This window comes from Amycolatopsis sp. M39, assembly GCF_001651785.1.
Classification (GTDB): domain Bacteria; phylum Actinomycetota; class Actinomycetes; order Mycobacteriales; family Pseudonocardiaceae; genus Amycolatopsis; species Amycolatopsis rubida.
Genome location: NZ_LWSF01000037.1, coordinates 39,965 through 57,337, shown reverse-complemented (window position 1 = coordinate 57,337; position 17,373 = coordinate 39,965). Strand labels below are relative to the sequence as shown.

General features: G+C 69.3%; 15 protein-coding genes, 2 tRNA genes and 1 pseudogene. 4 read left to right on the top strand and 14 right to left on the bottom strand.

The genetic code is table 11. From position 1 onward, the window contains the following. Positions 1-223 precede the first annotated feature (223 nt). The 6 genes from A4R44_RS42335 to A4R44_RS42310 form a co-directional block, all read right to left on the bottom strand. The gene (locus A4R44_RS42335) at positions 224-958 is read right to left on the bottom strand and encodes a thioesterase II family protein (protein WP_067594502.1); all 735 of its coding nucleotides are present in this window, start codon (positions 956-958) and stop codon (positions 224-226) included. After that, positions 955-2,145: an exo-alpha-sialidase gene (locus A4R44_RS42330; protein WP_067594499.1), complete on the bottom strand. Its 1,191-nt coding sequence runs from the start codon at positions 2,143-2,145 to the stop codon at positions 955-957. Before A4R44_RS42330 ends, A4R44_RS42335 begins: the two co-directional genes overlap by 4 nt. An 80-nt stretch (positions 2,146-2,225) precedes the next feature. Next, entirely contained in the window at positions 2,226-3,272 is a 1,047-nt protein-coding gene (locus A4R44_RS42325; RefSeq protein ID WP_067594496.1) for an AAA family ATPase, read from the bottom strand. Between the two features lie 49 nt (positions 3,273-3,321). Further along, complete coding sequence (locus A4R44_RS42320; protein ID WP_067594493.1) at positions 3,322-4,359, bottom strand: aliphatic amidase; 1,038 nt, start codon at positions 4,357-4,359, stop codon at positions 3,322-3,324. A gap of 24 nt (positions 4,360-4,383) precedes the next feature. Further along, the gene (locus A4R44_RS42315) at positions 4,384-5,010 is read right to left on the bottom strand and encodes an AmiS/UreI family transporter (protein ID WP_067594490.1); all 627 of its coding nucleotides are present in this window, start codon (positions 5,008-5,010) and stop codon (positions 4,384-4,386) included. 88 nt (positions 5,011-5,098) lie between these two features. After that, a complete protein-coding gene (locus A4R44_RS42310; RefSeq protein ID WP_067594487.1) occupies positions 5,099-6,169 on the bottom strand; it encodes a substrate-binding domain-containing protein in 1,071 nt (356 codons plus the stop codon). Between the two features lie 94 nt (positions 6,170-6,263). Here A4R44_RS42310 and A4R44_RS42305 point away from each other — a divergent pair, with 94 nt between their 5' ends. Continuing rightward, complete coding sequence (locus A4R44_RS42305; protein ID WP_067594484.1) at positions 6,264-6,665, top strand: MarR family winged helix-turn-helix transcriptional regulator; 402 nt, start codon at positions 6,264-6,266, stop codon at positions 6,663-6,665. A 5-nt stretch (positions 6,666-6,670) separates the two neighbouring features. Here A4R44_RS42305 and A4R44_RS42300 read toward each other — a convergent pair whose 3' ends face one another. Beyond that, positions 6,671-7,153, bottom strand: coding sequence for a hypothetical protein (locus tag A4R44_RS42300; protein WP_067594481.1), 483 nt, complete (start codon positions 7,151-7,153; stop codon positions 6,671-6,673). Positions 7,154-7,229: 76 nt separating this feature from the next. Further along, the gene (locus A4R44_RS42295) at positions 7,230-7,976 is read right to left on the bottom strand and encodes an IclR family transcriptional regulator (protein ID WP_067594479.1); all 747 of its coding nucleotides are present in this window, start codon (positions 7,974-7,976) and stop codon (positions 7,230-7,232) included. Between the two features lie 106 nt (positions 7,977-8,082). On the opposite strand from A4R44_RS42295, the gene A4R44_RS42290 reads away from it, so the two are divergent. Further along, on the top strand, positions 8,083-9,204 hold the full coding sequence (locus A4R44_RS42290) for a CaiB/BaiF CoA-transferase family protein (RefSeq protein WP_067594476.1): 1,122 nt from the start codon (positions 8,083-8,085) through the stop codon (positions 9,202-9,204). After that, positions 9,201-10,391: an acyl-CoA dehydrogenase family protein gene (locus A4R44_RS42285; protein ID WP_067594473.1), complete on the top strand. Its 1,191-nt coding sequence runs from the start codon at positions 9,201-9,203 to the stop codon at positions 10,389-10,391. The genes A4R44_RS42290 and A4R44_RS42285 overlap by 4 nt, the downstream gene beginning before the upstream one ends. Positions 10,392-10,469: 78 nt before the next feature. Here the strand turns inward: A4R44_RS42285 and A4R44_RS52905 are convergent. The 3 genes and pseudogenes from A4R44_RS52905 to A4R44_RS42255 all read right to left on the bottom strand — a co-directional run. Then, a pseudogene (locus A4R44_RS52905) lies at positions 10,470-11,756 on the bottom strand (MFS transporter); the annotation flags it as partial. 116 nt (positions 11,757-11,872) lie between these two features. Further along, positions 11,873-12,964 (bottom strand): 6-phosphofructokinase, encoded by a 1,092-nt coding sequence (locus A4R44_RS42260; protein WP_232792032.1) that lies wholly within the window; start codon positions 12,962-12,964, stop codon positions 11,873-11,875. 109 nt (positions 12,965-13,073) lie between these two features. Beyond that, positions 13,074-15,209 carry a phosphocholine-specific phospholipase C gene (locus tag A4R44_RS42255; protein ID WP_067594455.1) on the bottom strand — a complete coding sequence of 712 codons (2,136 nt, stop codon included), beginning with the start codon at positions 15,207-15,209 and terminating at the stop codon, positions 13,074-13,076. A 287-nt stretch (positions 15,210-15,496) separates the two neighbouring features. Here A4R44_RS42255 and A4R44_RS47070 point away from each other — a divergent pair, with 287 nt between their 5' ends. Then, positions 15,497-15,904, top strand: a complete 408-nt coding sequence (locus A4R44_RS47070; RefSeq protein WP_095213967.1) for a YbaB/EbfC family nucleoid-associated protein — start codon at positions 15,497-15,499, stop codon at positions 15,902-15,904. Positions 15,905-15,920: 16 nt separating this feature from the next. Here A4R44_RS47070 and A4R44_RS42245 read toward each other — a convergent pair. From A4R44_RS42245 to A4R44_RS42235, 3 genes are all read right to left on the bottom strand, one after another. After that, positions 15,921-15,992, bottom strand: a tRNA-Val gene (locus tag A4R44_RS42245). A gap of 34 nt (positions 15,993-16,026) precedes the next feature. Continuing rightward, positions 16,027-16,098, bottom strand: a tRNA-Val gene (locus A4R44_RS42240). A gap of 83 nt (positions 16,099-16,181) precedes the next feature. After that, positions 16,182-17,366: a GAF domain-containing protein gene (locus A4R44_RS42235; RefSeq protein ID WP_067594534.1), complete on the bottom strand. Its 1,185-nt coding sequence runs from the start codon at positions 17,364-17,366 to the stop codon at positions 16,182-16,184. Positions 17,367-17,373 lie beyond the last annotated feature (7 nt).

Sequence of the window (17,373 nt, the reverse complement as noted above, 5' to 3'; positions counted from 1 at the left end):
GGCAGGTAGGTGCCGATGGTCGCCGAGGCAGACCCGGTGGAGTCCTGCCCGCGATCCGCGGCTAGCAGGTGACGAGGGCCAGATGGCGGGGCGAGCGTGGGGAGGCACGGCCGGTTGAGAGCTGACGATCGTCGCCTCAATGTTGGGGTTCCTCGACGGCATAGGTAAGGGGTCGCACGACGGGCGGGCAGGGGGAACCGGAGCAGGGCGAGGAGGCGAGGGGCTAGAACCCGCTGGTAGTCAGCTTCAGGAGGAAGTCGGTCAGAGCGGCAGCGTGGTCCACCAGGTAGAAATGGCCGCCCGGGTAGGTGGTCAGGGTGAAGTCCCCGCTGGTGTGGGACGACCAGGCTTGCACGTCGTCCACTGGGGCATGGGGGTCGGCGTCTCCGGTGTGGGCGTGGATGGGCGCGGCTAGCGGGCCTGGGCTTGGGCGGTACGTCTCGACAGCCGTGTAGTCCGCGCGCAGGGCCGGGAGGAACAGTTCTCTCAGTTCGGGATCTCGCAGCACCTTCGGATCAGTGCCTGCCAAGCCTTCGATCTCGGACAGCAAACCGTCGTCGTCTTGGAGGTGGATTTGTTCGTTTACCAGGCGGGACGGGGCTCGGCGGCCGGAGATGACCACTGCTTCCGCGGGCGTGCCCCTTGCCTCCAGGCGCAGGCCGACTTCGTACGCGAGCGTCGCGCCCATGCTGTGGCCGAACAGCACTACGGGCAGGTCGAGCCACGCCAGAAGGGCTTGGGTGACGCCGTCCGCCAGTTCTTCGATGGTGTGCAACGCTGGTTCGGCCATTCGGTCTTGGCGGCCGGGGTATTGCACTGCCAGGACGTCGACGGCTGGGGACAGCGACTTCGACAGCGGGTGGAAAAACGGGGCTGCGCCGCCGGCGTGCGGCAGGCACACCACCCTGGCGGGGGCGTCGTCGGCGGGGTGGAAGCGGCGTAGCCACGAGTCCGTCATGCGGGCGATTTTACCGGGGACGGCCGCGGGTACAGGGGCAAGCGGCGGAATTCGATCTTTTCGTACGCGCTGGTGACGCCGGTCTCGAACAGGACTCCGACGGTGAAAGGGTCTGGCTGTACCAGGTCGGAGTACCCGGCGGGGGCGTCGGCGAGAACGGTGGACGGTTGCCAGGTTCTGCCTCGGTCTGAGCTGGTCCTGAGTTGCATCGTGCGGCGAACCGCTGGATCGGACGGGCCGGAGTAGAGGAGTACGCGGCGGTTCGTCGTTTGCAGGGCGCTGCCTTCTACTTTCGGACCGGACAGGGTTGGCTGCACTTGGTAGGGGCGGGTCAGAGTGCGGCCGCCGTCGGTGCTGTAGGCGTCCAGGCGGTTCTCGGGCGCGGAGCCTTGGTTGCGGCTCAAGAAATACACCGTGCCGTCGGATAGTTCGGTGGCGGTGGTTTCGTTGGGGGCGAGGACGCCGTCGGTCGGGTCGTCGGTGAAGCCGATGTGCCAGGTGCGGCCGTTGTCGTCGCTGTAGAGGTCGTGCCCGCCGTAGTACTTGGCTTCGGTTCCCACGTCGGCGGAGCCCGCGGGTGGGGCGCTGGAGTGGTTGGCGGGGACGATGATTCGCCCGGCGTGGCGGCCGTGGTGGAGGAGGGTGGCGTGGCCGGGGGCGGTGGCATACCAGCGCCAGGACGGGAGTTTTGCCGTGGCGGTGAGGTCGCGGGCCGGGGTCCAGGTGCGGCCGTTGTCGGGGCTGCGCCGGACGAAGACCCGGCGGCTGTCTTGGGGGGACACGGTGCCGGACATGATGGCTTTCTCGCTGACGGGTCCGTTGTGGACAGTCAAGAGCACCAGGTCGCCGTTGCGGGCTGCGACGGGGGTCGGGTTTCCGGCGGTGGCCTCGCCGTTGCTGTCGACTACGCGCAGGTCGCCCCAGGTGCAGCCGCCGTCGTGGGAGGTTTTGGCGACGGTGTGGATCGCGCCGGAGTCTCCGGGGGAGTCGCGGCGGCCTTCGGTGAAGGCGAGCAGCGAGTTGTTCGCCGCGCGGACCACCGCGGGGATGCGGAAGGTGTGGTAGCCCTCGGTGCCCGAGACGAACGGGGCCGACGACGTGCAGCTGCCGTGCGCGCTGGCCCGCGGGGCCGGGACGACGCTCAAGATCGTTGCGGCGAGCGCGAGCGTGATTGTTCTCGGGAGCACCGGGGGGACCGCCTCTCGCTCCGGACGTGGGATGTCCGACGTCCTATGTCCGGAGAACTTAGAGAGGCGGTCGCGCGGCGTCAAGACTCCGGATCGGTGGCGGTCGCGCGGACGGTTCCGGTCTCGGCGGTCGCGGTGATCCGCAGCGGGGCGGTGCCGGCCGGGCGTACTCGCATGATTTCCGCGGCTACCGGGGCGGCCAGGCGGGTGCGCAGGGTCCGGCGCAGGCCGCGGGCGCCGTATACCGGGTCGAAGCCTTGATCGGCCAGCAGGCGGACGGCGGACTCGGCTACCTGGAGGTCGACGCCGCGGCGGCGGAGTCTCGTGCGCAGCAGGTCGGTTTCGAGGCGGGCGACTTGTTCGATGGTGGTGCGGTCCAGTTCGTCGAAGATCACCGTTTCGTCGATGCGGTTCAGGAATTCCGGGTCGAAGAACGACTGCAGGGCTTTGTCGACAACGGTGCGGCGGGTGTGGCCGCGGTCCAGGAGCGCGCGCCAGCGGGAACCTCGGCGGCGAGCCAGTTCTTTCGAGCCCAGGTTCGAGGTGAGGAAGACGAAGCTGTTGCGGAAGGAGATCTTCTCCTGGCCGTTCGCGAGACGCAGCATTCCGTTGTCCAGGACGCCCAGAAGCGCGCGCAGGACGGTGGGGTGGGCTTTTTCCACCTCGTCGAAGAGGACGATTCCGGGAGTGTACGGGTCACCCTCCACAGTGGACCGGTCGAAGACGGTGAAGGCTTCCTTGCTGCCCGCGTAACCGGGCGGGGCGCCGTTGAAGGAGGCCGCGTAGTGCTCTTGGGCGAGGGAGTTCATGTCCACTCGGCACAGGTCGTCCGGGCCGGAGCGCAGGGCGGCGGCTACTTGGCGGACCAGTTCGGTTTTGCCTACGCCGGTGGGGCCGAGAAGCAGGACTGTCGCGGGTGGACGGTCAGGTTCCGTCGCGCCCGCGCGGGCCAGGGTGATGGCCCGGACGACGGCGTCGATGGCTGGGTCTTGGCCAAGGACGCGGCTGCGCAGGCGTCGCGCCAAAGCATCGGGGGTGTCCGGGGCGGACGGAACGGGGCCGGCGGCCGGAGCGGCTGGCTGCCGGTTCCGGTTCTGGTCGTGGTACCTGTCGGTGATGAACGGCATGGTGTCCTTTCCCTGAACCGAAAAACCGGAACCGGCGGCCAGCGGAGGATCAGGCCTGCTTGGTCTTTTCCGCGGGCAGCTGGCCGACCGGGCATTCGGCCACGCCGATCGTGCTGCGCGTGATGGCCTCGACGTTTTCCTGCGCCTTCTGCGCGTCGGTGACCCACGTGCGGTAGAACTCGAACGGGCAGTCCGCCACGCCCTTGTCGCCGTCGCCGGCCGCGTGCACGCCCGAGTAACCGCGATGCAGCAGCTTGAACAGGTGGTTCTGCGACTGGTCGTACTCGCGGGCGTCCCGGATCGCCGAAAGCGACAACTGGGCGAACTGGATGCCGTATTCCTCCTCGCCGGTTTCGCCGAGCGTCCGGCCGTCGAAACCGATGATCGAGGAGTGGCCGAAATACGAGTACACGCCGTCGAATCCGGCCGCGTTGGCGACCGCGACGTAGCAGTTGTTGGCCCACGCCATGGCCTTCGCCATCAGCACCTGCTGGTCCTTCGCCGGGTACATGTAGCCCTGGCAGCGGACGATCAGCTCGGCGCCCTTCATCGCGCAATCCCGCCAGATTTCCGGGTAATTGCCGTCGTCGCAGATGATCAGCGAGATCTTCATGCCCTTCGGGCCGTCCGTGACGTACGTGGTGTCGCCCGGGTACCAGCCCTCGATCGGGCACCACGGCAGGATTTTCCGGTACTTCTGCACGATCTCGCCGTGGTTGTCGATCAGCACCAAGGTGTTGTACGGCGGCTTGTCCGGGTGGTCCTCGTGCTGTTCGCCGGTGATCGAGAAGACGCCCCAGGTATCGGCTTCGCGGCAGGCGGCGGAGAAGATCGCGGTCTCCTCGCCGGGGACGGTCGCCGCGGTGTCGTACATTTCCTGCTCGTCGTACATGATCCCCTGGGTCGAGTATTCAGGGAACACGACGAGGTCCATTCCGGGCAGGCCGTCCTTCATGCCGACCACCATGTCGGCGATCTTGCGCGCGTTGTCGAGCACCTCGGCCTTCGAATGCAGCCGCGGCATCTTGTAGTTCACGACCGCGATGCCGACTGTGTCCGGGCTTGAGGAAATGTCACCGTGTCGCATGGGGTTTCTCCTTCAGGTGGCGGGTCAGGCCGCGGCCGCGGCGCGGTCGTGGACGGGGCGGGACTGGCCGCGGAAGCCGAGCACCGCGGCGAGAGCGACGAGCAGGACAGCGCCCGCCGCCGCGAGGAGAGCGGCGGTCGCGGTGGAGCGGTAGCCGCCGGTGAGCGCGAGGAACGCGGGCAGCGTGCAGGTCGGCTGGCTGAGCAGGACGGTCGTCCAGCCGGTGAACCGGGTCAGCTCCTCGCGGCCGAGCCCGAGCACGAGGAAGAACAGGCCCCACAGCAGCGCCCAGGACAGCCAGATCACGCCGAACACCGGATCGTGCTGCCGCCAGAACGCTATGCCGGCGTACACGATCGCGGCGCCCGAGACGAACAGCGAGAACCAGCCGATGCCCTCGGGTTCGAGCCCGGCGAGGTTCGCGATCCCGACGTACAGATAGGTGAAGCCGAACAGGAACAGCCCGGACGCGCCGAGGATCGCTTCGGAATCCCCGTGCGCCTGGACGATCAGCACTGTCGGCGTCACGCACTGGAGCCCGCCCACGAACAGATTCAGCGCGGCGGCCGACCGCGCGGGCACTCGCCCGAGCAGCATCAGCCCGTTGACCAGCAGTACCGCCCCGACGTAGAGCAGGCCGACGTTGTTCATCGCACGCTCCTCAGTTGGTACCAGATGAAATACTGTCAAGTGAAAATAAATGGCCGGACGGCGGGCGTCAAGACCGGAACGGAACGGGTCAGAGCCGGGTGATCGGATCGAAGTCGCAGCCGCGCGCGGCGGCGAGGTGCACGTGCTGGGCGGCTTGCTGGCCGTGGAATTCGACCGTGCCGCGCGGTCCGTCGTAGGCGACGCCGTCGATGGCGGCGTTGAAGGCGCGCATGTCCGGAGTGCCTGCCCGGCGAGCGAGTTCGGCGAGCGTATGCAAGCCCTCGTAACAGGATTCGGCCGCGTTGTTGAGCGGCGGCGCGGCCGGGCCGTGCAGGCGGACGTAGCGGCCGAGCAGGTCCATCGCGTCCGCGGTGACCAGGGAGCGGAAGTACGCGGCGGACGCGAAGAGGTTTCGGGTCGCCTCGGCTCCGCTGGCCAGCAGCATGTTTTCTTCCATCAACGGACTGAACCGCAGCATCTGCTCGTGAAGTCCGCGGGCGGCGAACCGGCGGTTGAACCGGACCGCGTCCTGTCCGACGAACAGCATCAGAACACCGTCGCACGCCGAGGTTTCGACGCGCCGGACCAGCCGTGCCATGTCGCCCGAACCCAGTCCGACGAACGCCTCTCCGGCGATCCGGAGGTCGAGTTCTCTTGCGTAGCGCCGGATCGCGTCCGCGGAACCGCGCGGCCACACGTAGTCGTCGCCCGCCACGAACCAGCTGCGCGCGCCGCAGTTGTCGCGCAGCCACCGCAGCGCGGGCTGGATCTGCACGCGTGGGACTTCGCCGGAACAGTAGATGCCAGAACGACTTTCGCCGCCTTCGTAGAGCGATGTGTACACGTACGGCACGCGGTCGGCGAGGACCGGCGCGAGCGCGTTGCGGACTGAGGAAATGTGCCAACCGGTGACCGCGTCGATCTCGCCCGCGTCGACCAAGCGCCGCACGGCCGACGCGACCTGGGCGGGCGGAGCGCCGCCGTCGACGACTTCCAGCGTCACCTCGCGGCCGAGGATTCCGCCCGCGTCGTTCAGTTCCCGGACCGCGAGTTCGCTGATCGCCTCGCACGAGGGCCCGAACAGGCCCGCCGGTCCCTGCAGCGGGACGACCAGCGCGACGCGCAGCGCGCTCGCGCGGCTGGCGACTCCGAGTCCCATGCCGGCTCCGGGCTTCTTCGCCGGTTGACTTGCTTCCATTTGGAAGTCTTACAATGCGGAGGCATTTGCGCAAGGGCGGAACGAGGGCGGGCGGATGAGGCAGGCACAGGCGGCCGAGGCGTCGTTGATCCGCGCGCTCACCCGCACCGCACGCGCGGTCGCGCTGCGGATCGAGCCGCTGCTCAAACAAGAGGGGCTGTCCCTCGACGGCTGGCTGGTGCTGGACGCGCTCGCCGCGGGCGACGGCCTCACGATGACCGAACTGGCCGGGCGCACGCTGGTCACCGGGCCGACGCTGACCCGCGTGGTCGACCGGCTGGTCACCACCGCGGCCGCGTATCGCGAGGTGGACGCGGAGGACCGGCGGCGGGTCCGGGTGTATCTCGCGCCGCGCGGACGCGGCGCGCATCAGCGGGCGACGGCTCGGCTGGTCGAGGTGGAACGCGAACTGGATCCGGACGGCGGGGTGCTGGCGAAGCTCTCGGAAGTCGAGTAGGGCGATCAGTTCTCCTGGCGTTGTGCCCACGGCGTTCGGAAGACGACGAGACTGCCGAGCAAGGCCAGGGCGAGCAGCGCAGCGCCGCCGTCGGTGATCACTGACGGGAGGATTCCCGCCGGTCCGTAGAGGGTGACGGAGGCGTCGAAGACCGCGGGCGGGATCGCGAAGACCCCGGCGGCTTGGGTGACGTTGACGGCCACGACGACCCAGAACGTCCGCGTCCGGCCCCGCAGCGCGAGCAGGCCGGCCGCGTTGCCGACGATGTAGAGACAGCCGACTGTGCGAAGCCCGGTCAGGAATCCCGGTGCGTCGGAGGCACTGGCTCCGGCCGACCGCATTGCGAGGCGAAGCATGTCGAGGTCGATGATCACGAAGTTCTGCAGGATCGTGCCGACAGTGAAGACCAGTGAACAGACGACGGTGGCGATCTGCAGCGGAGGAGTCCACGCGGTGGGGTGGTGCTTCCGGACAAGCGGGTGCGACATGAGTCCAGCTTTGCCCGGTTCGTGCTCGCGGACATCCGGTACGAGCCCCGGATGACGACCCCGGAATTCCCTGAGGCTAGGGCCGCTTCCGCCATTCGCGCTGATGCCGGGTCAGCACGTCGATCAGCTCGGCTTTGCGCTCGGCCACTTCGGTGTGACTGCCCATGATCCCGACCGCGGCGACCGTCCGGCCGTCCTCCACGACCGCGACCGACACGCCGTCCGCTTCGGTTGACGCACTCGGCGCGGCGACCAGGCCCTCGGCCTGGATCCGGGTCAGGTCTTGGAGAAAACGCTCGACCAGCTCGGCGTCCGCGGGCGGCAGAGCGCCGATCTGCGGCCACAGATCGCGGTTTTCCATGGCAGCCAGCAAGATCCAGCCGGTCGACGTGCGGATCGGCGAGCGGCGCACGAACCCTTCGGCGAGATAGGCGTAGCGGGGGTCGTGCGAGGCGTAGTCCACGTAATAAAGGTCGCTGCCCACCATGATCGCCAGCACCGCGGTCATCCCGGTTTCCGCGTGCAGCGCTTCGAGATCCTCGTGCGACACCGTGGTGACAGTGGGGCGGCCGACCAGCCGGATGAGCAGGAACGGAGCTGGGCCGAGGGAGTAGCGGCGGTCGTGCTCGTCGAGGTAACCGGTCGCGACGAGGCCGTTGACCAGGCCCTGGATCGAACTCATCGGTGCGTCGAGCTCGCGGGCGAACTCGGTGAGCGTGACCCCGTTCCGGGAGCGCGCGGCCTGCTCCAGGATGGTCGACACCCGGTCGATCATCCGGTGGTGCGGCCTCGGGCGGCCGTCCGGCGTGGGGTGCGTCGGCATCGGTGCTTTCTCTCCTCGGGTGATCGGGAACTCTACCCGGACCTGCGGGTTGCGTAAATACGTATTTTGATGCCAGTATGCGTAGCGAGGAGGTGCGCTCGTGAGCATGCCACTGGACGGTGTCGTCGTCGCGGACTTCAGCCGGGTGCTCGCCGGTCCGCTGGCGTGCGTGAACCTGGCCGACCTCGGGGCGACGGTGATCAAGGTCGAACGGCCCGGTTCCGGGGACGACACCCGTGGCTGGGGGCCGCCGTGGACGGCGCACTCCAGCTCGTACTTCGAATGCGCGAACCGGTCCAAGCAGTCCGTGGCGCTCGACCTCGGCGATCCGGACGACCTGGTCCTGGCGCGCGAGCTCGCCAGCCGCGCCGACGTGCTCGTGGAGAATTTCCGCTCCGGCGCGCTGCGGCGGCGCGGGCTCGACTACGAATCCGTCCGCGTGGGTAATCCCGGCATTGTGTACTGCTCGGTTTCCGGCTTCGGCGGCGACGCGGACCTGCCCGGCTACGACTTCCTCGTGCAGGCGATGGGCGGGCTGATGAGCGTCACCGGCACCGACGAACCGGCGAAGGTCGGTGTCGCGCTGGTGGACGTGCTCGCCGCGAAGGACGCCACCATCGGCATTCTCGCCGCGTTGCGGGCCCGCGAGCAGAGCGGACGGGGACAGCGGGTCGAGGTGAATCTGCTGTCCAGTTTGCTCGGTTCGATGGCCAACCAGGCTTCCTCGTACCTCACGACCGGACGCGCGCCGCGGCGGATGGGCAACTCGCATCCGTCGATCGCGCCGTACGAAACGTTGCGCTGCAAGGACGACGTGCTCGCGTTGGCCTGCGGCAACGACGGGCAGTTCCGCCGCCTCGCCGAGGTGCTGGGCGTTCCGGAGCTGGCCGACGACGAGCGGTTCGCGACGAATGCCGAACGCGTGCGCCATCGTCCGGAGCTGAGGGCGGCTCTCGAACAGCGGCTCGGCACCGACACTGTGGTCGCGTGGGCTGAGCGGCTGACCGAGGCCGGCGTGCCCGCCGGTCCGGTCGGCGATCTCGCGGACGGGTTCAAGCTCGCGGAATCGCTCGGTCTGGCTCCCATCGTGCCGGTCGGCGACTCGCCGCCCCAGGTCCGTCACCCGATCGGCTATTCGGAGACGCCGGTCGCCCGCTACACCGCCCCGCCCCGGCTGGGGCAGCACAGCGACGAGATTCGCCGCTGGCTCGCAGAGGAGAAGAAATGAGCGCCACGAAGTCCCTGCCGCCGCTGGATCCGCGCGACCCCGCCGGGCTCGGCGACCTGTTCACCGAAGACGAGAAGGCGATCGCGGACGCGGTCCGCCGGGTCTGCGCCGACCGGATCGACCCGTACGTCGGCGACTGGTTCGAGCGCGGCGAACTGCCCGACGTCCGCGGCCTCGCCAAGGACCTCGGCTCGCTCGGCGTGCTCGGCATGCACCTGGAGGGCTACGGCTGCGCCGGGATGTCGGCGACCGAGTACGGGCTCGCCTGCCTTGAGCTGGAGGCGACCGACTCGGGCATCCGCTCGCTGGTGTCGGTGCAGGGTTCGCTGGCGATGTTCGCGATCTGGAAATGGGGTTCGGAGGAGCAGAAGCAGCAGTGGCTGCCCTCGATGGCGGCGGGCGAGGCGATCGGCTGCTTCGGGCTGACCGAACCGGACGCCGGCTCGGACCCGGCCAGCATGCGCACCCGCGCGCGGCGCGACGGCGACGACTGGGTCCTCGACGGCCGGAAGATGTGGATCACCAACGGAAGCGTCGCCGACGTCGCGGTGGTGTGGGCGCAGACCGACAAGGGCGTGCGCGGCTTCGTGGTGCCCACCGACACTCCGGGCTTCTCGGCTCCGGAGATCAAGCACAAGCTGTCGCTGCGCGCTTCGATCACGAGCGAACTCGTTCTCGACGGCGTGCGGCTGCCCGCGGACGCGGTGCTGCCTGAGGTCACCGGGCTGAAGGGACCGTTGAGCTGCCTCAACGAGGCCCGCTTCGGCATCGTGTGGGGTTCGGTCGGCGCGGCGCGTTCGTGCTTGCAAGCGGCGATGTCCTACGCCGAGGACCGCACGCAGTTCGGGAAGCCGATCTCCGCGTTCCAGCTGACGCAGCAGAAACTTGTCGACATGACGCTGGAGTACACGAAGGCGTTGCTGCTCGCGATCCACTTGGGACGGCGCAAGGACGCCGGGGTGCTGCGGCCGGAACAGGTCAGCCTCGGCAAACTGAACAACGTCCGCGAGGCGATCGAGATCTGCCGCACCGCGCGCACGATCCTCGGCGCGAACGGGATTTCGCTGGAGTACCCGGTGATCCGGCACATGAACAACCTCGAATCGGTGCTGACCTACGAGGGCACTGTCGAGATGCACACGCTCGTGGTCGGTCAGGCGATCACCGGGCAGTCGGCTTTCCGCTGAGGGACGGCCATGGCCGCCAGCGCGGCTGCCGCCGGGGGCAAGGCTGAACGCGAGATGCCAGGCCCCGGCGGAGGCGGTCGTTTCGGCGAGGGTGAGCAGGAGTGCGCCGGCCAGTGCCAGGACCACCGGGTGTTCGGAAGCGCTGAGCGAGCCGAAGACGGTGCAGGCGGCGATCAGGAAGATTCCGGCCACGGCAAGGGATCGGCGGGCCGTGCGGGCGTCGCGGACCTGTCGGCTGATCGGCAGCTGGAGGAGTACGACGAGGACGGTATTGGCCAGCAGCGCCATTGCGGACGTCCATTGTGGAGCGGAGCTGCGGGTGACTATCCACAGTGGAACCGTGACGCTGAGGATCGGCATGGTCAGCTGCGTGACCGCCGCCAGCACCGNCCAGCCGGTCTGGCGTTCGGCCGGTGCGTCCGGTCGGGCGTGCAGGTACAGCGCGGTGGCGAAGACGAATAATCCAGCATCGGCAACAAAAACGGTGACTGCGTTCGTGCCTGCGGCGAGGACGAGTGCGCCGAGTCCGGAGCCCGCGCCGATGCCGATGTTGACGGCGGTGTGCAGCAACGCACGGGCTCGGACGCGGCCTTCGGGAGCGACGACGGCTTGGCGGCCCGCCGCGAGCGCGCTCTGCCCGCAGGCGAAGAGCGCGCAAGCGGCGATGTACAGCGGAACAGAGCGCGCGACGGCGAACAACAGCAGGCCCGCGACCGCGGCGACAGTCGCCGCGGCGAGCGCTCGGCGAGCGCCGATCCGGTCCAGCAGCGTCCCGAACGGAACGGTGGTGGTCAGGCTCGTCGCGGCGCCGAGCGACAGCCCGAGCGCCACGATTCCCGCCGGCAGGCCGACCCTGGTGGTGAAGTGGACGGCGGACACGGCCAGCACCGCGCCGTCGCCCGCCGAGGTCAGGGCTTGTGCGGTGGCGAGCCGCCGGATCGCCGTGCGCGCGGTGGTCATGCCGGGCTGACCGACCAGCAACGGGTCGTCACGCCGACCGTGTTCCACATGGTGATGGCGGTGAGGAGCGCGATCAGCGCGGCCGTGCCTTCCTCGCCGAATGCCGTGACGGCCTCGGAAACGGTCGACTCGGGCACGTGCGTTTCGGAGAGGCGCGTGACGTCCTCGGTGAGCGCGAGCGCGGGTTCGCTCGGCAGCGGTGAACAGGCCGGATTCCGTCCAGACCGCGAGCGCGTCGACCCGCTGTGCTGGCACGCCTTCCTTGCGTGCGGCTTGCGAATGCATGTCGACGCAGTATGCGCAGCCGTTGAGCTGGGACGCGCGGAGGCGGACCAGTTCGCGCAGGGCCGGGTCGATGCCCGCGTGGTCAAGCTGCTGGGTCGTGGCGTCGTCCAAAGTGCTCATCGCACGGGAGAAAATCGGGGCCAGAGCGTCGAAATCGAGGCGTGATGGGATGGGATCGGCGTGGTCACGGACCTAGGCTAGGTCGCGAATGGACCGGATTCTCGACCAATCCGGAGCTAAGAAATCAGTCCATTTGCCAGGGCGTCGGCAGCCAAGGCGAGGGCGAGCGTGCGTTCTTCGGCGGCGAGTCGCGAGTAGACCTCGGAGACGGTGCTGCGGGCGATGCCGAGGTCGGTGGCTAGTGCGCGCGAAGCGGGCAGCCGGGTGCCTGCCGGAAGACGGCCGTCGACGACTGCGGCGCGCAAAGCCGTTTCGAGCGCGTGCGCTGGGCGGGTGGTGGACGCGGGCAGGTAGAGGTCGAGCCCGTCGGCCGCCGATGCGCGCTTCATGCGCCGGACTTTAGCCCGCTTCGTCAGCTGAGCAGAGCGTCGACTTCGCGGTAGCGCTCGGGAGAGACCGTTTTGCGCACGGCTGCCGCGGCCAACGGGACGGTGATGACATCGGTGCCGCGCAACGTGACCATGACGCCGGACTCGCCGGAGTGCACCGCGTCGACCGCGCGCAGGCCGAACCGGATGCCCAGTTCCGGTCGGACGCGGTCGGCCGTCCGCCTTCCTGGCTCGCCGCGAAATCTCCTCGGACAGCCAGGTCGCCACGCCGTTCGGCACCGGAATCCCGTCCGGGAGCGCGCCTTCGGAGACCACGATGATCGGCGCGCGGCCTCGGTCGAAGCGGCGCGTCACCCGGGGCAGCACTCGGTCGAGACCGCATGGGTGCTCCGGGCCGAGGATCACGTCCGCGCCGCTGGCCAGCCCGGCGTGCAGGGCCAGCCAGCCGGAATCCTGGCTGGCGACCTCGACGACCAGCGCGCGCTCGTGCGATTCGGCGGTAGTGCGACAGCGGTCGAGCGCGTCGGCGGCGAGTTTCGCTGCCCCGGCAAGGGCATCCGCCGAGCCGAGCACGACGAGCGCGTCGAGGTTGTGCAGCGAATCGCCCGGCTTGACCGGGCCGCGCGACGAGCTGAGAAAGGGCCGGTGGCGGATTTCGCCGATCTCGGGAGACCCGATCGGCACGCTCCGGTTCTCCCGCAGCCCGGCCCAGCCGTCCTGGATGCCGGAGATTTCCCAGTCGTGCACGTGAATGCCTTTGCGGGCGAAAGCCCGGAGCACCGCGTTCGCTCCGGGACAGCCGAGGTCGCCGATCCGCATGCGCCGAGCGTGGCACGACTGAATCGATGAAGCGAGCGGAATGCGGAAACGCCCGGAAGGGTCCACCCGGCCGGGCGTTTCCGCTCTCTTTCGTGGTTTTCCGGCGGGATTACCGGCGCGGACCGGGGTCGCTGAAGCTCGGCCGGCCTGTCTCGTTGTGCCCGGCGAACCGGCGCAGGTAGCCCGGCGAGGCGGGGTCGGTCACCGAGATGTCGAACCAGCCGAACGCGGACGCCGTTTCGCACGGCACCCGCCGGGTTTCGCCAGGACCGAGCACGATCGTGCGGGCGGCGCCACGGCTGTAATCGTTGCGCAGCTTCAATTTCCGGCGCTGACGGCCCGGGTTCGTGACGGTCAGGGTCAGCAGCGGGGCGCCGTAGTGGTTCGTGGACACCGAGACCTCGGGTTCGGTGGCGTCCGCGGTGGTCCCGGTGAACTGCGCGAGGTAACCGTTCGCGCCGGTGACGCGCAGGTCGTAGTTGCCGTGCTCGTCGGTGCCCGGCGCGCCCTCCCAGATGTCGCTGATGGTGTCGTGCGCGGCGACCGTGTAACGGCGGGGCGAGTCGCCGTGCGCGTAGACGTAGAAGTACGCGCCCGCGGTGCCGTCGTTGGTGAATCGCACCGAAACCGAGCGCCCGTCGCGCTTTCCGGCGAGCGCGGTGGTGAACCGGTACGGCAGCGCCCGCGCGGGCCGGACGCCCGGCTCCTGCTTCGGCATCGTCTGCGGAAGCTTCACCGAGAACGGCTGGTTCTTGCTCGGCAGCGGGGCGGGCGTGGGCGTCACGACCGGTTTGGCCTGCGGGCGGGAGAAGTCGAACGCCGAGGTGAGGTCGCCGCAGACGGACCGCCGCCACGCGCTGATGTTCGGCTCCGCCACGCCGAACCGGGCTTCGAGGAAGCGCAGCACCGAGGTGTGGTCGAAGGTTTCCGAGCAGACCCAGCCGCCGCGCGACCACGGCGACACGACGAGCATCGGTACCCGGGAACCGAGCCCGGCCGGGTGTTTGCCGGTGAGCGCAACGCCGGTCGGCGCGCCGCCGGTGCCCTTCGGGAGCTTGTCGAAATCGAGGGTCTCATCGGGCAGGCTCGCGGCGAGCGAGCCCGAGACCAGGCCGTCCGTGCCCGCCTGGTTGAGCAGCGGCGGCATCGGCGGGACGACGTGGTCGAACAGGCCGTCGTTCTCGTCGTAGTTGATGAAGAAGACGGTCTTGCTCCACACCTCGGGGTTCGAGACGAGCGCGTCGAGGACGAGGTTCAGGTAGTACGCGCCGTCGCTGGCGGAAGCGGCGGCGTGCTCGCTGTACTTGTACGGCGGGACGATCCAGGTGACCTGCGGCAGCTTCCCGGCCTGGACGTCGGCGCGGAACTCCTTGAGCGTGTGCGTCGAGACGCCCTGCTCGACCAGCGGCCCGGACGCGCCTTCCTGCGGGTGGTACTGCGCGAAGAACTCAAGCGAGTTGTCCGTGTAGTTGTCCGTCGGCTCGCCGGGGATACCGCTGCCGCCCTGGTAAAGCTTCCAGCTCACCCCGGCCTGCTGCAGCCGTTCGGGGTAGGTCGTCCAGCTGTAGCCGTTGGTGCCCGGCCGTTCCCCGAGCCCGGGCCCGTTCTTTTTGCTGCCGAGACGGTTCTGCGTGTCGATCGTGCCGGACCACAGCAGGATCCGGTTCGGTGCGGTGTCCGCGGGGACGGAGCAGTGGTAGGCGTCGCAGATAGTGAACGCTTCGGCGAGCGCGTAGTGGTACGGCAGCTCGGACCGCTGCTGGTAGGTCATGGTGAACACGTCTTGTTTTTCGTTCACCCAGCCGTCGTAACGCCCGCCGTTCCACAGCGGTTCGCCGCTGCCCCAGCCGTGGTGGGTGCCGGCGATGTGCTCGCTGGTGCGCAGGGCGTCGAGCGGGAACGGCAGTACGTACTCGGCGTCGTCAGGCAGGCCGCGGCTGTGGTAGGCGGAGGTGCGCACCTTCGCCGGCGGCTGGTAGAAGACCGGCCGCCCGCCGGGCAACAGGTGCGGCCGGGGGTCGCCGTAGCCGCGCACGCCGCGCATGGTGCCGAAATAATGGTCGAAGGACCGGTTCTCCTGCATGAGGACGACGACGTGCTCGACGTCCTCGATGGTGCCCGACCGGCGGGCCGGTTCGACCGCGAGCGCCTTCCCGATAGACCCGGGCAGCAGCCCGCCTGCCGCTGCTCCGGCGAGCGATGCGCCCGCCATGCCGAGAAAATTCCGGCGACTCGTACCCGCCATGGTGCGTTCCTCCACGTGTTCGCGGCGAGACAGCGGTCGCCCGGAGTCACCGGCCGCCGCTCGCCCGGGGAAGAGCATGAACGAGCTGAGTGTCCCGGATCTGGCGCGCGGGTGAATACTCCGTCCGGGGACGGCTTCTCGTGATCGCCGCGGTGCGCCGGGCGAGACTCGGGACCAGGTTTCCGGGCAAAAAAGTCATGGGTGCTTCTTGGCGCACAAGCACTTCGGCTGAGCGGGCCGAACTGTGCTTTCCTGGCGGACGGTCCGGACGGAAGAAGGAGCACACCATGAGCGATCCGCCGCCGAACGGGCCCGGCCCCGCCGCGCGGATCGACCAGATGGTCGCCCAGGCGAAAGCGAAAGCCGAGCGGTACCAGGCGATGCAGGCCGCGGCCGGGCAGGTGTCGGTGACCGAGACCGGCGAGGACGGCTTGGTCGCCGTCACGGTCGATTCGGCGGGCAACCTCACCGACCTGCGCATCTCGGACCGGGTCCGGGAACTCTCGGGCGACCGGATCGCCGCCGCGGCGACGCTCACACGCGAAGCCCGACCCCGCCAAACCGAAACCCACAAAATCGACGGGACCACGCACCTTGGGGGGTCCGGGGGGCGAAGCCCCTCCGGGCGGGGCCTGGGGGTCGCACCCCCAGAAAACACGACGAGACGAGCAGGCCCGCGCTCTGTGCGGGCATAGCTCGCCTCAAGTCGAGTGGGCGATACTGGGATCGAACCAGTGACCTCTTCGGTGTGAACGAAGCGCTCTCCCCCTGAGCTAATCGCCCGTTGTGCAACGCACCAGCCTGGGGTGGACTGGAGTGCGCGATACTGGGATTGAACCAGTGACCTCTTCCGTGTCAGGGAAGCGCTCTCCCGCTGAGCTAATCGCGCTTGCTGCTGTGCAACGTGTCGTAAACATTAGCGGACGCCTCGGCGACGCCCGCATTGGGGGCCGGTTTGCCGGACTGTGCTGGTCACTGTCCTGCGTGGACAGTCATGCGCACGCCTTCGGCCAGGCGGTAGGGGCGGGTGTCGACGATGGCGCCGAGCAGGCGGCGCAGGCGCGACACCTCGGCGCGGACGGTGACCAGGTGTTCGGCGTCGCCGTAGAGGGCGTGGCTCAGCGCGACCGCCGACAGGCCTTCGCGGCCTGCTTTGTGGAGGCGGACCAGGATTTCGGCGTGCCGTTTGGTGACCGGGCGGCGCCAGCCGGTGTCGCCTGCCTGGAAGCTCAGCAGGGGAGCGGGCGTGAGGTCCAGGTCGAGCCGGACGGTGCGGGCGGTGTCGGCGGGGCGGACGAGCCAGCCGTCGGCGATGGGTTCGGGGAGGCAGGCTCCCAGGCCGGGGACGGCGACTACCTGGCCTGCTCGGGGGGCGGCGATGCGTTCTCCCGCGGAGACGCCGACGCTGTGGGCGACCCAGCCGTCCTCGTCCACGACCAGGGCGGGGCCGGCGGAGAGGACAGGTTCAGCCATTTGGCGCAGTCGTTCTAGGCGCTGGCGGTGGGTGCGCCACAGTTCGGATTCGGCCAGGCGCTTGCCGGTTTCGACGAGGGCGCCGATCGCGGGGTGCAGAGTGAGCGCGGGGCCGCTGACGTCGATGACGCCGAGCAGTTCGCCGGTGCGCGGGTCGTGGATGGGCGAGGCGGTGCAGTACCACGGGTGCTGGTTCTGCTCGAAGTGTTCGCCGGCGAGCAGTTCGATCGGCGCGGCTTCGGCGAGCGCGGTGCCGATCGCGTTCGTGCCGACGCGGGATTCGGTCCATTCGGAGCCTTCGACGAAGCCCAGCGTGTCCGCCTTCCGCCGGACGGCGGACGAGCCTTCGCGCCACAGGATGATGCCGTCGGCGTCGGTGACTACCAGGAGCATGTGCGCCGAATCGGACGTCGCGCCGACGACCTGGCGGAGGTCTTCGATGACGTGCCGCAGCGGGGAGCCGTGCCTGCGGCGTTCGACCTCGTCGCCGGGCACCGAATCGCGGGCGTTCATCCCGTCGGCGGTGAGGCCGAGGCTCAGCACGCGGGACCAGGAGCGCGAGACGAGCGGCCGCGGCGGCACCGCGGGACGGCTGCCGCCGATGACCGCCTCGTGCATGCGGACGAGGTCGCGGGCGTGGGTGGGCAGGTTGCGGCCCGGAGGCACCGCACTGTGCACCACCACAGTCACC

Bases quoted from the DNA above. Each gene is read 5' to 3' on its own strand.
- A4R44_RS42335 (WP_067594502.1), bottom strand. From the start codon at position 958: ATGACGGACTCGTGGCTACGCCGCTTCCACCCCGCCGACGACGCCCCC.
- A4R44_RS42325 (WP_067594496.1), bottom strand. From the start codon at position 3,272: ATGCCGTTCATCACCGACAGGTACCACGACCAGAACCGGAACCGGCAG.
- A4R44_RS42320 (WP_067594493.1), bottom strand. From the start codon at position 4,359: ATGCGACACGGTGACATTTCCTCAAGCCCGGACACAGTCGGCATCGCG.
- A4R44_RS42315 (WP_067594490.1), bottom strand. From the start codon at position 5,010: ATGAACAACGTCGGCCTGCTCTACGTCGGGGCGGTACTGCTGGTCAAC.
- A4R44_RS42310 (WP_067594487.1), bottom strand. From the start codon at position 6,169: ATGGGACTCGGAGTCGCCAGCCGCGCGAGCGCGCTGCGCGTCGCGCTG.
- A4R44_RS42305 (WP_067594484.1), top strand. From the start codon at position 6,264: ATGAGGCAGGCACAGGCGGCCGAGGCGTCGTTGATCCGCGCGCTCACC.
- A4R44_RS42300 (WP_067594481.1), bottom strand. From the start codon at position 7,153: ATGTCGCACCCGCTTGTCCGGAAGCACCACCCCACCGCGTGGACTCCT.
- A4R44_RS42295 (WP_067594479.1), bottom strand. From the start codon at position 7,976: ATGCCGACGCACCCCACGCCGGACGGCCGCCCGAGGCCGCACCACCGG.
- A4R44_RS42290 (WP_067594476.1), top strand. From the start codon at position 8,083: ATGCCACTGGACGGTGTCGTCGTCGCGGACTTCAGCCGGGTGCTCGCC.
- A4R44_RS42285 (WP_067594473.1), top strand. From the start codon at position 9,201: ATGAGCGCCACGAAGTCCCTGCCGCCGCTGGATCCGCGCGACCCCGCC.
- A4R44_RS42260 (WP_232792032.1), bottom strand. From the start codon at position 12,964: ATGCGGATCGGCGACCTCGGCTGTCCCGGAGCGAACGCGGTGCTCCGG.
- A4R44_RS42255 (WP_067594455.1), bottom strand. From the start codon at position 15,209: ATGGCGGGTACGAGTCGCCGGAATTTTCTCGGCATGGCGGGCGCATCG.
- A4R44_RS47070 (WP_095213967.1), top strand. From the start codon at position 15,497: ATGAGCGATCCGCCGCCGAACGGGCCCGGCCCCGCCGCGCGGATCGAC.